This is a genomic window from Chitinophaga sp. S165 (assembly GCF_003182155.1).
GTDB lineage: Bacteria > Bacteroidota > Bacteroidia > Chitinophagales > Chitinophagaceae > Chitinophaga.
The window spans coordinates 270,265-284,971 of record NZ_QGTG01000008.1; the positions used below are offsets into that span (position 1 = coordinate 270,265).

Annotated in this window: 10 protein-coding genes; 6 read left to right on the forward strand and 4 right to left on the reverse strand. The window is 44.2% G+C overall.

What is annotated here, in order from left to right; translation table 11 throughout:
- Positions 1–285 precede the first annotated feature (285 nt).
- Both C7475_RS26065 and C7475_RS26070 read right to left on the reverse strand, forming a co-directional pair.
- Positions 286–771: a GNAT family N-acetyltransferase gene (locus tag C7475_RS26065; RefSeq protein ID WP_110056458.1), complete on the reverse strand. Its 486-nt coding sequence runs from the start codon at positions 769–771 to the stop codon at positions 286–288.
- A gap of 74 nt (positions 772–845) precedes the next feature.
- Complete coding sequence (locus C7475_RS26070; protein ID WP_110056345.1) at positions 846–1,751, reverse strand: LysR family transcriptional regulator; 906 nt, start codon at positions 1,749–1,751, stop codon at positions 846–848.
- A gap of 101 nt (positions 1,752–1,852) precedes the next feature.
- Between C7475_RS26070 and C7475_RS26075 the strand changes: the two genes are divergently transcribed.
- From C7475_RS26075 to C7475_RS26095, 5 genes are all read left to right on the forward strand, one after another.
- On the forward strand, positions 1,853–2,452 hold the full coding sequence (locus C7475_RS26075; RefSeq protein ID WP_110056346.1) for an NAD(P)H-dependent oxidoreductase: 600 nt from the start codon (positions 1,853–1,855) through the stop codon (positions 2,450–2,452).
- A 6-nt stretch (positions 2,453–2,458) separates the two neighbouring features.
- The gene (locus C7475_RS26080) at positions 2,459–3,460 is read left to right on the forward strand and encodes an aldo/keto reductase (RefSeq protein WP_110056347.1); all 1,002 of its coding nucleotides are present in this window, start codon (positions 2,459–2,461) and stop codon (positions 3,458–3,460) included.
- Positions 3,461–3,585: 125 nt separating this feature from the next.
- Entirely contained in the window at positions 3,586–3,996 is a 411-nt protein-coding gene (locus C7475_RS26085; protein ID WP_110056348.1) for a DUF6157 family protein, read from the forward strand.
- Between the two features lie 86 nt (positions 3,997–4,082).
- Positions 4,083–5,426 (forward strand): hypothetical protein, encoded by a 1,344-nt coding sequence (locus C7475_RS26090; RefSeq protein WP_146217652.1) that lies wholly within the window; start codon positions 4,083–4,085, stop codon positions 5,424–5,426.
- A 21-nt stretch (positions 5,427–5,447) separates the two neighbouring features.
- Positions 5,448–8,414, forward strand: a complete 2,967-nt coding sequence (locus tag C7475_RS26095; RefSeq protein WP_110056350.1) for a hypothetical protein — start codon at positions 5,448–5,450, stop codon at positions 8,412–8,414.
- A gap of 66 nt (positions 8,415–8,480) precedes the next feature.
- On the opposite strand, the gene C7475_RS26100 is transcribed toward C7475_RS26095, so the two are convergent.
- Together C7475_RS26100 and C7475_RS26105 are read right to left on the reverse strand one after the other, a co-directional pair.
- Complete coding sequence (locus tag C7475_RS26100) at positions 8,481–11,111, reverse strand: T9SS type A sorting domain-containing protein (protein ID WP_110056351.1); 2,631 nt, start codon at positions 11,109–11,111, stop codon at positions 8,481–8,483.
- 99 nt (positions 11,112–11,210) lie between these two features.
- Positions 11,211–12,863: a tetratricopeptide repeat protein gene (locus C7475_RS26105; protein WP_110056352.1), complete on the reverse strand. Its 1,653-nt coding sequence runs from the start codon at positions 12,861–12,863 to the stop codon at positions 11,211–11,213.
- A 507-nt stretch (positions 12,864–13,370) separates the two neighbouring features.
- On the opposite strand from C7475_RS26105, the gene C7475_RS26110 reads away from it, so the two are divergent.
- Entirely contained in the window at positions 13,371–14,654 is a 1,284-nt protein-coding gene (locus C7475_RS26110; protein WP_110056353.1) for an alpha/beta fold hydrolase, read from the forward strand.
- The last annotated feature ends 53 nt before the right edge of the window (positions 14,655–14,707 follow it).

The following is a 14,707-nucleotide window of genomic DNA, read 5'->3' on the forward strand; positions in this document are numbered from 1 at the left end:
TAGGGAAATATCCTTTTGGAGAGCTATATAAAGAATTGATGATCTTATAGATTCTGTTGTATAAAAAGACCCTCACGTTAAGTGAAGGTCTATGTGTAACGCGGAAATTCGAGCATAGTTTGTTTGTGCTTATCAGGATATGGTTTCCGTTATGTCTTTTGCCGGTATTACTTTCTATGGGGCAAACCATTAGTATACAGTATGCAAGGTTCACTTTTTTCGTGATTGTGGAAATAACCGAAAACGGGGAGAAAGAAAAACCGCGACAATTATCGCGGTTTCCTCTTATTGCAGATCTTTCAGCATCCAGACGGTACAGGCGAAATGCCCTGAATTGCCTAATGCTTTATCCAGGTGTTTGAAACCTGCTTTTTCATACATGGTAACGGCTTTGGCGAAATCAGGGAAGGATTCCAGGTAAAGCTGTGTATAACCATACTGTTTTGCAGCTGCAAAGGTATGTTCCATCAATGCTCTGCCAAGACCCTTGCCCCTGGCATCGGCGGAGAGATAATATTTTACAAGTTCGGCACAACCTTTCGGAAGACCTTCCGTAGGGAACATACCGCATCCGCCCAATACTACTCCGTCTTCTTCTGCCACAAAATAAGCGCTGCCGGGAAATTGGAACAGATCATATAACCTGTCTGTTTCAGGATCAGAATAAACAGTTCCCACTTTCGGTATATCAAATTCATCGAATGTGTCCCGTACGATCTTTGCTAATGCTGCATTGTCTTTAGTCTCAATGTTTCTAATGGTAACTGGCATAGTAAGTAGTATGATTGTTTTTATGGTTCCACTGGAAATATACATTCTTGTTCACAGAGTTGACAAATAAAATCTCACTCTACAGGCAACATTACTTTTCTGAATAGTTTTTTGATCAGATTGATCTCATCGGCATAGACCGTTTTTTTCCGTGTACCGAAATGTAAAGTATTCTTCAGTTTTGTTTTTCCTTCCCACAACAGTTTGATCTCCCCATTATCAATCTCTTTTCTGCAGAGAAAATCGGGTACTACGGCTACTCCTTTCCCACTTTTGAGACAACGTACGATGGAGTTTAAATTAGGTACGATGTAGTTAGGCCTGAAGTCAGGATGTGTATTGAAGTTCAGTTTCCAGAACCTGAAAAGATGCTCCATGTCGCCTGTCGTGCCATACCATTTCTGCTGCTTTAGCCAATCTTCAATAACACTTGTATCTTTTCCTTTGGCCAGTTTGTTGAATGATTTCGAATCTACTTCATTGCCTGCCACCAATACAATAGTTTCATAAGAGAAGGCTTCGTGTTCGATATTGGCAGAAGTTCCTTTCTGCGGTGTGATGATGAGATCAAGAATACCCTTATCAAGGTTATCCAGCATTTCGGGATACTCACCGAAACGGATGATCACGTTGAATGGCAGCGTAGAAATATATTGCTCTAATGTGATCTGAAAGGTTTCAAAGCACATGCCTACGCTGATAGTAGGTGTATGTTTCTCAGTGCTTTTCTGGAAGTTCTTTTCCGCGTCTTCCAGCTTATTAAGCGGTTCGATGATGAAGTTATAAAAGACCTTTCCTTTTTCTGTAGGCACCATTTTACGGCCGGTCCTATCGAATAGTTTGTAGCCCACATAGTTCTCCAGTGAGCTTAAATGCAGGCTTACCCCTGGCTGGGATATAAAAAGGGCTTCAGCAGCCCCCGTCAGTGTACCTGTCTTATATATTGCCTTAAAGGTCCTGTACCATTCCAGATTTACCATATACTGATACTATTATAATTCTGATACAAAGGTATGAATTAACTTGTTTTAATAATACTATTATCGGGGGTACTTTTGTCATATCAAAATGTAAACACAATATGACAAAGGTATTTATCATCAATGGAGGTCAGCAGTTCGGCCATTCCGGTGGCCGGTTTAACGAGACCGTTTCAACAGCTACCGCTGAATTTTTCCGGAATAGACCTGGTTTTGAAGTTAAAACCACCAACATCAACGATGACTACGACCTCAGCGAAGAGGTCGCAAAATATACATGGGCGGATGTCGTGATCTATCACACCCCCATCTGGTGGTTTCAACTCCCCCACGGTTTCAAACAATATATAGACAAGGTGTTCACAGAAGGGCACGGTACAGGTATCTATCACAGCGATGGACGCTCTTCCGCAAATCCCGCTATTAACTACGGTACAGGTGGTATGCTACATGGCAAAAAGTACATGGTAACCACTTCCTGGAATGCGCCCAAAGAGGCGTTCACGCTTCCTGGCGAGTTCTTCAAACAAACTCCTGTGGACGAAGGGATATTGTTCGGTTTTCATCGCATGAATGCATTTATCGGACTTGACCCGCTGCCCGGCATGCATTTCCATGATATTGAAAAGAACGCAGATGTTAAGAGGGATCTTGGTTTATATCAAAAACATCTGGAAAGTGTATTTACAAATTTGAATTAAGAAAAAATGGAATACAGAAAATTAGGTAACACAGATCTGGAACTATCCGCTATCACATATGGTGCATTCGCAATAGGCGGCAACATGTGGGGTGGCAATGAAAACAAAGATTCTATTGCCGCTGTCCATGCCTCACTTGACAATGGCGTAACAACAATCGACACGGCTCCTTTTTATGGTTTCGGGTTAAGTGAAGAACTGATCGGTCAGGCCATTAAAGGAAAAGACAGAAGTAAGGTACAGTTGCTTACTAAGTTCGGACTGGTATGGGATGGCAGCAACCAGGGAAAAGGAGAATATTTTTTTGATGCATCAGAAGATGGAAAAGTAATACCTATCTACAAACTGGCTTCAAAAGAAAATCTAATAAAGGAACTGGAAGAAAGCCTCAAACGTCTGGGGACCGATTACGTGGACCTGCTGCAACTGCATTGGCCTGATGGAACAACACCGATAGATGAAACAATGGAAGCGCTCAATACGCTGATCGGCCAGGGAAAGATCAGGGCTGCAGGTGTGAGCAACTACGACCTGTCCCACATGAAAGAAGCGGAGAAGACAATACGTCTGGCATCTAACCAGGTATCTTACAGCATGCTGAACCGGAGTGTTGAAAAGGACGTAGTACCTTACGCGATCGATCATCATATCGGCATCATTGCTTACAGTCCGCTGGAAAGAGGCTTGCTGACCGGCAAGTACTTCCGTAACGCTGCACTAAAGGCCGACGACCACCGCAATGGCTATTTCGGTCAGTTCTCCGCCGATAGGGTAAAGACTTTCCTGGATAATATTACACCGCTGGCAGAAAGCAAAAATGCATCCCTCACGCAACTGGTGTTACGTTGGACGACCTTACAGCCCGGTATTACGATCGTACTGGCAGGCGCCCGTAATGCTGCACAGGCGGAACAAAATGCACAAACTATAAACCTGCAATTGACGACGGACGAGGTAGGATTTATCAACAAGGAACTCGCGAAAGTATATACTGAATTGGCTGTATAAGAAAAATGGGAAATAACTAATATATACTTTAATTAGAGAGATTCTGGTCCTGGTAACAAAAGTTGCCAGGATTTTTTTATATTTCAGGTAATGTAATGTCACGTTGATCCGTAAAAAGTTTGTAGATGAAGACCACCAATTATTACAATACGTTCATTGAAGTGGCGGAGGATTGTCCGGTAACAACAGCTGAAATCCCTCCCATGAGAGGAGAGAAATCTATTGCCAATATCTCATTTGAATTATTGATCGATAACCCATATGAATTTACTTCTGATGATGTGCTTTTCCATGTTTACGCTGCGAAACATCAGCTGAGAACAAAAGAATTTGAGATAGAGAAGGAGCGCTTCTTTTCCAAAGGACAGGCATGTTTCCGGGCTTCCCCGTTAACCAAACGCTACGGCTGGGGAGCGCATTTTGATGCAGAAGGGAAGATGGCTATTTATGCAGTAGAATCTGACGAATACAAACAATTTTCAAAAGACAAAGCCATCACGCAGGTAAAAGCAATGCGTTCCAAAAAGACGGAATAATTTAAAGCAATCGCTATGTAGGAGTAAACATTTCATAGATACGGGTGTTCTTATAGTTGACAATACCTCAAAATAATCACCACACTATGAAAATAATGCTACCCCTGTTATTCCTATTCTGTGCAACCCCATGCATGGCGCAGGATAGCGCAATTACACATCTCCCCGGAAGATATCTGACCCGCACAACCCACAAAGCTGTCGCGTTACAGAATGGTCTTGAAAGAAAGACAACAAGACTATTGTCCCGATGGCAAAAGCAGGAAGAAAAAATGCAGGCCAAACTTCGCCGTATAGATCCTGCTGCTGTTTTCCCCACAGCACAAGTTGGTTTGCCTACGCCGCTGCAGGCAACCGGGATAGACGACACCCAACAACAAACACTGGCCTATCTTCAAAAGCATAAGGCCTTACTCGGTAAATCTGCATCGCAGCTGCCTGCTGCCACAGCAGCTTATCAGTCGCTGGCCGGCAAATTTAAGTACGCCGACCAGGTGAAGGAATACATTCGTCTCCGGAGGCAGGTTTTACAGCAAACGCTATCTTCCTATCCGGGCATGGTCAAAGATCTGAAAACGCTGAACCAGACGGCGTACCAGTATGGGAGCGAATTATGCGCTTACAAAGAAATGCTGAAGAACCCGGACAAGATAGAAGAGAAAGCGCTCGTCCTGTTAAAAAAGATACCTGCCTACAATGATTTTATCTCCACACATTCTCAGGTAGCTTCCCTGTTTAACCTGGGTACAGGCTTTAACAGTAATCGTACAACAGAAGGGCTGCAAACGCGGGCTACCGTAGCACAGGCAGTGCAGCAACGGTTAGGCACTGACGCCAGCGGAATTGAAACTGCAACTGCCAGGCGAAATGCAGCTACTCAACAAATTGAAACATTAAAAAAGCAATTCCCGCAAACGGATAATGCCGCGGAGATGCCTGACTATCAGCCAAAAGAAATGAAAATGCAGGCCTTCCTGAAACGCCTGAAACCCGGTGGAAATATACAGTTCCAACGCTCGGGATCTTATTTTCCCGCCAATGTGGAGATCGCCGGCCAGCTTGCGTATCAGTTCCATAAAAAAGGAAGCCTCGGTGTAGGGCTGGGCTATAAACTGGGCCTGGGCGAAAACTGGGACAAGATACAATTCAGTCATAGAGGCATTGGCGTACGCAGCTTCATTGACTGGAAATTAAAAGGCACCTTCTTCCTTAACGGAGGTTATGAATTGAACAGGTTTACCCCCTTTAGAAATGTCCAGGAACTCCGGACAAGAAAAGGTTTCGTATCAAGTGGTTTGATCGGCATAAGCCAGAAATATCCTATCGGCCCTAAACTGAAAGCCAATATGATGCTGCTGTACGATTTCCTGGCAGAACGCCGGCAGGGCCAGTCAGACAAATTCAAATTGCGTATCGGGTACACCTTATAAATCATTTTCAACCTATATTTTATGGCACTTATTCTTTTCAGGAAGATAATGTTCCTGTTCCTTCTTTGCATATTATCAGAGCAGCTTGCTGCACAATTCAATGTAGCGACAGATTCAGTAAGAATACTAACATTTGAAGATAATGCGAACACGCCTGGTATCGCAGGAATGTATGCTCCCGGCACTTTATATAAAAATACCAGTACAGATGTAAACGGCTCGCAGGTGATAGAGTTCCGGAACCTTGCCGGCAAACTTATTCTCAGGAAAGAGCAGTTGGATGATGTACCCGGTCCAGCGCACAGAGGTTGGATATGCACTTACAACATTTATAATAACCGTGGCCTGCTGACAGCCGTATTCATGCCTGAAACAGTAAGAGATGTGACCCACCCATCAATATACGTCGGCTCCTTCACATACCATGTTCTTCAGTCAACTTATTTCTATCGCTATGACAGCAAGGACCGGCTGATCATGCAAAAAGATCCGGACGCAGATTCAATAGAGTATGTGTATGACCGCGATGACCGGGTGGTTGTTAGTTTCGATGGCGCTCAGAAGAAGTTTTCAATGTCCAGGTACTTTCAGTATGATAGCCTGAACCGTGTCACTACAACGGGAATTGGTTACGCGGCTCCTTATAGACGGATGATGCAGGAAATAATGGATACCACAACCAGAGAACTTCCTTTTCTTCCCGAAGCATACAGATTGCCACAGGTGCGCACCTATTATGACAATTATAATTATCCGGGTAAACTGGATTATGATGCTACTGATATTCATCATACAAGGGCAGGTAGTAATGAAGATGTTGAAACGCCACCAGCTACGCCAGATAGCGCAACAGGACGGGTGACAGGACGTAGTCTATATGTAATGACAACCCAGCAATGGTTAATGACAACCTACTACTATGACTATAAAGGCAGGGTGATACAAACGCTGGCAGAGAATTATGCCGGAGGTAAGGATATCATTAATCATCTTTATGATACCAGCGGACAGCTGCTTAGTAGCTATCTGCGCCATACAAATCCGGAGAGCGCATTAACACCGCAATCCACGCTGCTTACCATGTATCATTATGATAGTAACGGAAGGGTCGATTCTGTTAAGAAGATGCTGAATGATGATGAAAGCGCCATGCACACCGTCGTATTAAATACTTATGACGTAGATGGAAATATCATCAACAAGAGACTGGATGCACATGATGCTACACAGCTTGAGTCGCTGGACTATGAGTATACATCAGGAAGGCTGAGCGGGATCAATAAGACGTTTCTTGCTACTGCCGGTAGTATGATCAACTGGTTCGGTCAGGAGATAGATAGTACAATAGGAATGAAATGGAAAACAAGGTCAGATGGGATAGCCAGGGCATATGACTATAGTTATGACAGGGCCGGCCGTATGCTCTCCGCCAACTATACACAACAAAATGGTGTGGGCTGGACACAGGATGTTGAGGACTATTCCAGTACTGGCATGACCTACGATCTTAATGGCAATGTACAGAGTAGGACTAATCGTGGTATGAACGGGATCGTAAAGAAAACGATCGATAGCCTGTCATATAACTATGACGGTTTCCCGTTTAACAGCGACCGTGTGGTATCTATTACAGACAGGGTAAATGATCCCCAGACAGTGTTGGGCGATTTCAAAGACTATACGCATATCAACATCTTTGACTACGGCTATGACAGAAGCGGGAATGTGGCAAGAGACAGGAACAGGAAGATAGATACCCTTGCGCATGATTTTAACGGCCTTCCTGCTCTCTTTCTTTTCAATGGCCTGACAGGAGGAGCCCAGCATTATATATATGATGCACTGGGTAATAAACTGTCTAAACTGGCGATCGATTACTCCGATGGATTAGCGTCTCCCATAAACACAGTCGATAAATATGCCAGCGGATTTGTATATCGTAATGGTAAGTTGCAGTATGTCGGCTTTGAAGAAGGACGCATCCGCGCTGTATATACAACTGGACAGCCGGTGCGGTATGTGTATGATTACTATGTGAAAGATGATAAGGGCAATACAAGGGTAGTGTTAACAACTGAAAAGGATACCAGCGTTTATGCAGCTACGATGGAAACCGCTGCAAGTGGAGTAGAGAATGCGCTATTCGCCAATATCGATAATACGAGGGCAGCTAAACCCATTGGCTATCCTGTGGATAATACGACAGATCCGAATGCTTATGTAGCCTTATTGAATGGAAGCAGCGGACAAAAGATCGGGCCTTCGCTTGTACTGCGTGTAATGGCGGGCGATTCAGTGAAAATGGGTGTGAAAGCATATTACGAAAGCTCAGATGCGAATACATCTGATAATACGCCCGAAGCGATGGTGGCGAGCTTATTATCGGCACTGAATGGCAACGTGATCGCAGAAGGCGTGCATCGGGCCACAGGTACGGGATCGCCGATAAATACGGTGTTTGACGGTACCGTGTATAACAACCTTACCAATATGGACCCTGACCAGAATGAAGCGTCACAACCTAAGGCTTATCTCAATTACATACTTTTTGATGATCAGTTTAACATTGTAAGTGAAAACTCAGGAGTGCGGCAGGTACAGGGAGATGCCAGCACATTACTGACACTGGCGGTAGCTGAGCAACAGGTGAAGAAAACGGGCTTCCTGTATGTCTATACCAGTAATGAGAGTGCAGCAGACGTATATTTTGACAACCTGATAGTGACGCACATAAGTGGTCCGCTGTTGGAAGAAACGCACTATTATCCTTTCGGGCTTACCATGGCAGGACTAAGCAATCAGGCGCTGAAAGGACCGGAATATCCGAAGAATAATGTAAAGTTCATGGGGAAGATGTTAGATGAAACGCTCTTCAAAAATGGCTTTAAAGTTGAGTTATACCACTTTGGAACAAGATTGTATGATCCGCAGACGGGGCGTTTCCTGTCGCCCGAACCACGTGGCTTGCGGACGCCTTTTGGATTTTAAATAAAAATAGAAGGGGGGCAATAAGCCCCCCTCGTGTTGTAGGACAGGATTACACTATAGGACAGATTAGAGTTTAATAAACTTGAATTTCTTGATGTCTCCCGGACGGGTTTCCACCAGCATGAAGTACATACCGCTGGAAAGACGGCTGATAGACATGTTGATGGTCGTCTGTCCTGTCGGGATATTAAATTGCTGAATGGAATACTGTCTGCCCAGCATATCCACCAGCAGGATCCTGTATTTGGCGGCTTCAGTGACGCCCTGTACGTGTAAGTTAATAACGTCATGAGCCGGTACGGGATAGAGGAACATATCCCTTGCAGTCAGTCTTACGGTATCTGAATACGCAAAAGTGTTATCGTCACTTACCAGTTTTAACCGGTAGTAAACATTGCCAAATTGCGCTGCGAGGGCAGGGAATTCGGTGTCTTCATACTTATAATAGAAAGACCCGTTATTGTTCGTCGCCTGTTGTGTATTAATGAGGGAAAAGTCTTTATTGTTTGTGCTTCTTTCCAGCTCATAATGCAGAAGCCCTTCTTCATTACGTGTTCTCCATTCCAGGAATGCATTACCTCTTTGAAGGCTTCCGGTAAATGAGGTGAGGAAGATCAGCTGTGGCGATAGCAGGTTGTCAAGTTTGTATTTTACTACGCCCAGGTCTGATGTGGCAAAGTAGATCTCTGCACGGTCTTCATAAAATTTGAAGTCCATATATGGGCTGGCGGGAATATAAGCCAGTACTGAAGCAGGGACATTTGACCATTTAACACCTTTGTTCGTAGAAAATGCAAGGCGTGTATCGGTAAATAATGTTGAATAGGACGCTGCAATGATATGTCCGTTTACAGCATTAGAGTAGACTACTTTTCTGAGGTCAGTGGCTGACAATGACAGCTTCCATTCCTCTCCGCCGTCCGTGGTCTGGAAGATACCCTGGGTAGTGGCGACAGCCATTGTCTTCTCATCAAATGGATTAGCATTCAGGTCGGTGATCATATCATAGCCATCAACCAGGTTAGCCAGTTCTCCACCTGCTTTTTCTCCCCAGGTCACACCACCATCCTGTGAGAGGTACACCTTACTGCCTCCGGCAATGTAGACGGTTTGCCCGTTGTTGCCCTGAGGAACAAAAGCTGCTGCAATTACACCGTTGACTGTAACAGGAACAGCTATGGCTTCCGGTTGGTCCGGATCGCTGAAGTCAACTCTGAACAGGGTGGAAAACGAATCATAAAAAGAATAGGATACCCAGTAGCGGTCTTTATTGTTTGGGTCGCGTTGAATGAAACTCAGACCGGTGGCAAACTGTTCGGAGGGAAGCTTATTGAGTGTGGCGCCCATATCGTCACTGTAGTACAGTTCGGAAGGATTGGCAAATCCATCGCTTGGTTTGAACAGGAAAACACGACCGTCTACAGTGGTATCTGTAATGACGCGCATTTCAGATACATTCACCATGTCATATGGCTGGATATTATAGGCAGTTGATTTGTTGGTAGCTGGATTTTTGGAAATGTATCCGCCCAGAATAGTGTAATATAACTGTTGCGAATTCCCATTGGCACCCAGCGCCATTGACGAGGCTACGCAGAAAGGAAGTTTAATTGGTTTGAGTGTTTTTCCTCCGTCGGTGGAATATTGCGGCCAGGCATCTGAGTAGATCTGAATGTCGTCACTGTTTTTTGGATTGACAACCAGGGATGTGCCATAGTGATATACGTCTGACCTGGGATCAAAAGATGTAGATGTCCAATGGGCGCCTCCGTCGGTACTCTTCAGTATTTCATTTTCGTCCGTTATCCACATGTTCTTGTTATTACCAGGATCGTACACTATCCTGACGATGTTGTTTAGCGTCTGGTCGGTAAAGGTTACAGGGACTTTCTCAAAAGTTTTCCCGCTGTCCAGTGTATGATAGAGTGCCTCAGGGAACTGGCTAAAACTGATAAAGGTGCCGATGAAAAATTCATTGTGATTTTTTGGATTGAACGCGTATGCAGAAAGAGGTCCTTTACCTGCCAGTTCTTCCCGCCAGTGTTGACCCTCATCAGATGAAATGAATAATCCGCCGTTGACACCCTCACTGCCCAGGCTCCTGGCCATATAGATCTTTTTAGGATCGTCAGGATGGAAGAACGTATTGTTAATATGAACGCTTTGGTGCTGATTACTGTAGTAAATAGTAAACATCTTTTCACCGCCATCTTTTGTGAAATAGACTTCTGTATATGGTGTAAAACCATCCATGTACATGGTATTGAGCACGGCAGTCATGCCTTCTGCGTCATAAATATCATACGATTCTACCCAGGCGCCGAGAAATTGGTCTGGTGTGATATAGTGCCGGATCGTTTCTTTGGTTTCCAGGTTCACTACATACAGTCCGCCTGTTTCGATGTTAGGTGTTATAGCTGTAAACGCGAAGGATTTGCCACCGGGCAGCAGCTTGAAGTTGGAAATCCTGGAAGCGCTGTTTTCGAAGGAATAGAAGATATCCCAGGTTTTGCCTCTGTCATTGGAGATCATGACGTGATTAATCAGGCTGATGGCATATAATCTTTCCGGAACAGAGGGATCGTTTGTAACATCCCATAGTTTTCCGTGGTCCCAGGTCGCCTCATAGGATAGCTGTTGAGCGTTGGCTGAGAAGAAAAGGAACAGTAAGAAGTTGCAGAGTAAAAATTTTCTCATGTATTTTGGTCGATTGGGTTCTTTGTGAAAGTACCCCGCTTCTCCCAAAACGCATATGTAATTAACAGGACAGGACCCGGACAAAATGTGACATCTGTCCTATAACCCGGACAAATACTCAAAAAGTGATGTATTATCAGCGAGTTGCATCTTTTTTGTGATACGTTCCTTCCGTTTACGGCAACCTTCCGGCGTGATGTTTAACAGTGCGGCAATTTCTTTCGTGTTCAGGTTCATGTATATGTAAGACAGGAAGCGAACGTCGTTGGAGGTCAGATTTGCATGGTTCTGCCGGAGGGCGTTCAGGAATCCCTGATTCACTTCCTGGAAATGGGTACTGAAATCGTCCCATTCATTGTCGGTCCGCAGGTAACTTTTGAGTTGGGAAATATGTTTGACCAGGACGCCCTCCTTACTTAAATCAGGTATTTTGGAAAGAGCGGTGATGATCTCGTCAATCAGCTCATTTCTGCCGGAGAGGTATAATGCTTTGGCTGACAATTTCCGGTTCCGGATCTCGATCTCATTTTTCAGTCTCTCCTGTTCGAGAAGGGCGGCAGTTTCCTGCTCCTTGAATTGTTCTTCGAGCAGCAATTTCTGGCTTTTCTCATTCTCGAACTCCAGTGCCATGATCTTATGGCTTCGTTCGGCGAGTATAACTTTCTGACGATTTTCCGCTGCTTTAATGCGCATCAGCCAGATAAAAAATGCGATAATGATGGCTATAAACGCCACAGCCGTGTAAAGTAAGCGGCGTTGGCTGGTGAGCTGGGTTTCGTTCAGGGAAAGGGTATGTTTGGAATTCAGTAATTCGAATTTCAGTTTGCTGTTTTCGAATTGCTGTCCGTTCTTGATAGTATTGATAGAGTCTTTGAACCGCATCACGGAATCTTTGCCGGCTATTGCCAGGGAGTAAGCATGATTCCTGAAGTGGATATCAGACAGGGTCTGGTAGATCTCGATCTTCTCTTCCAGGTTGGGAGAGCGGGAAAGGGCTTCATTAACGTAAAAGGTGGCCTGGTCGGAGTTATTTGCCTTTAGTTTTAAGGAGGCCAGCAGGATACTGAGGGAGATCTGTTCATCCCTGTAGCCGGAATCGCGGGCGGTAGCATATAGCTTTGAAGCCAGTTGGTCAGCCTCTTCAATGTTACCTTGCTGAAACTGATTCTGGGCATAGGCATAGCGGGCGCCCAGCAATCTACGGGTATCGTCCTGGAGATAGAATGCGGCTTCCCGGAGATATTCCCTGGCTTTTTCCAGTTGGTGCATTTCGTTATGTACGATGCCCAGGTTAGAAGCATAGTTGCCTATCCTGATCTTATCGTTTTTCTCTTTAGCGATGTTATAAGCTTTCAGGAAGTATTCTGTGGCTTTGTCGAAGTTCTTTTCTTTGGAGTAGAGGATGGCTATATTATTCAGGACGGTCATTTCGAGCGTGGCGTCCTTTTCTTCCATAGCAATATTGTAGGCGATAAGGAAGTTCCGCAATGCCTCGCCGTAATCCAGCATGAAATAATAGGTCAGACCGATATTGTTGGTAGATAGGAATAACTGTTTCTGCCAGTGGTTTTCGGTGGACATGACCTGTGCTTCTGTGAGCAGTGTGATGGCCGGAACGAATTTTTTCGCCATCATGGAATCTATTCCCTTTTTTATGAGAGAATCGCAGTAAGGCAGACTGTTGTTAGGACGAGCCAACAGACTGGTGAATAGCAGGCATCCGGTTATTATCAGATATTTTAAATACTTCATTGATCCAGCGAATGACTAGAATATAGATTTGGTTGGCACCCTGTCGGTTGCAGGTGTCCTGAAAATAATAAAAAAAATAATCAATGCCGGTATGAAGATCATGAACGTCATATGAAAGCTGTATGCAACTTATATCCAGGCTTAAACCGCTGGTTATTGGTTGATGATCTTTACTTTTTTGCAGTTCAAGCCGCGATTTCTACGTTAAAAAGACAAAATTCTACAGTTCAGGGACATTGTTTGAAACTGCCTCAAAATCTTCTTTAATTTGCGTAGTGAAGATCGCGGATAGCTATATTTTGGTTGATATATTAATCATTTCATGAACCTCAAAATAACCGGCATGAAATGGATTAGTTTTAGAATATTTCAAGAGGGTGAAACGTTTATCCCGGCAGAATGTTACAAATATCAACGGAAATCAGTATGTTGTCTGGTCAGTAAAGGACGAAGTTGGGTATATGCTACGGCCGCGCCTGATCGCTTTTAATTATCTCAATATATCTTATGAAGAAATTGTTATCCTGTTTTATTCTGCTCTTCCCTATATTACTCCATGCTCAAGCAATAAACAGCAGCTGGGGCGCTTTTATCAGATTTATGAACGCCGACAGCTTTGCCGGTAAAAAGTTCAGGCTGGAAGCTGCTGTCAAAGTACAGGCTATTGACCCGAAAGCTGAAGCCGGGGTATGGGTGCGGGTGGATAAAGTAAACAAGAAAATGGGCTTCTTCTATAATATGAAGGATAAGCCTATCCGCAGCAACAACTGGGCTGTTTATACGATCAACGGTAAAGTTGATAAAGATGCGGCCCAATTGGTGTTTGGCGGACTTTATGAGGGGAAAGGCATTTTTTATTTCGATCATTTTCGATTGTGGATAGAAAAGGGAAAAAATGAATTTGAAGAAGTACCGCTGTCTAATGGCGACTTTGAAGCGGATACCCTGGAGAGCTGGCATTATACCAAGAACCTGAATTTCGCCACAACATTAACGACCGATACAGCATTTTACGGCAGTAAATCTATTAAGATAGATGGTACTTTATTTAAAAAGCAACCAGAACCCGGTGCAAACGATAGTGCAGGCAATTACGCTTTGGTAAATGGTGTAAAGATCTATTATGAGTCATATGGTACGGGCGAACCTCTTTTGTTGCTGCATGGCAATTCACAGTCTATAGGTTCATTCGCACCTCAGATACCGGCGTTCGCCCAAAAATATAGGGTCATTGCTGTCGATACACGGGGGCACGGAAAATCGGGCGAGGATGGCAAGACGTACAACTACGATCTGTTTGCGGAAGATATGAATGCCTTGCTGGATTATTTACACATTGATAGTGCACGTATAGTGGGTTGGAGCGATGGTGGAAATACAGGCCTTATTATGGCAATGAAATATCCCGCCAAAGTAAAGCAGCTGGTGACCATGGGCGCCAATGTTTTTATAGACAAGACTGCAGTTGATAAAATTGTGTTCAAAGAAATAGATCATCAGTTAAAGCAACTAAAGAACGATACCACGTCATGGGGAAAAAACAGGGCACGGCTGCTTAATATGTTACTAACAGAACCCCATCATACTTTCGACGATTTAAAGGCCATTCATTGCCCGGTGTTAGTGATGGCTGGTGAGAAGGATCTTGTATTGCCGGGGCATACAAAAGGGATTGCGGAACATATACAAGGAGGTACCTTGCTGATTGCACCAAAAGAAACGCATGATTATCCTTCACAGAATGCGGCTTCGTTTAATAAGGCTGTGCTGGATTTTTTTGAGAAGCGATAGCCGATGAAGTATAATAAAATAAAAAAGGATGGAGCTGCTCCATCCTTTTTATT

Bases quoted from the DNA above. Each gene is read 5' to 3' on its own strand.
- C7475_RS26075 (WP_110056346.1), top strand. From the start codon at position 1,853: ATGACAAAGGTATTTATCATCAATGGAGGTCAGCAGTTCGGCCATTCC.
- C7475_RS26080 (WP_110056347.1), top strand. From the start codon at position 2,459: ATGGAATACAGAAAATTAGGTAACACAGATCTGGAACTATCCGCTATC.
- C7475_RS26100 (WP_110056351.1), bottom strand. From the start codon at position 11,111: ATGAGAAAATTTTTACTCTGCAACTTCTTACTGTTCCTTTTCTTCTCA.
- C7475_RS26095 (WP_110056350.1), top strand. From the start codon at position 5,448: ATGGCACTTATTCTTTTCAGGAAGATAATGTTCCTGTTCCTTCTTTGC.
- C7475_RS26105 (WP_110056352.1), bottom strand. From the start codon at position 12,863: ATGAAGTATTTAAAATATCTGATAATAACCGGATGCCTGCTATTCACC.
- C7475_RS26090 (WP_146217652.1), top strand. From the start codon at position 4,083: ATGAAAATAATGCTACCCCTGTTATTCCTATTCTGTGCAACCCCATGC.
- C7475_RS26070 (WP_110056345.1), bottom strand. From the start codon at position 1,751: ATGGTAAATCTGGAATGGTACAGGACCTTTAAGGCAATATATAAGACA.
- C7475_RS26110 (WP_110056353.1), top strand. From the start codon at position 13,371: ATGAAGAAATTGTTATCCTGTTTTATTCTGCTCTTCCCTATATTACTC.
- C7475_RS26085 (WP_110056348.1), top strand. From the start codon at position 3,586: ATGAAGACCACCAATTATTACAATACGTTCATTGAAGTGGCGGAGGAT.
- C7475_RS26065 (WP_110056458.1), bottom strand. From the start codon at position 771: ATGCCAGTTACCATTAGAAACATTGAGACTAAAGACAATGCAGCATTA.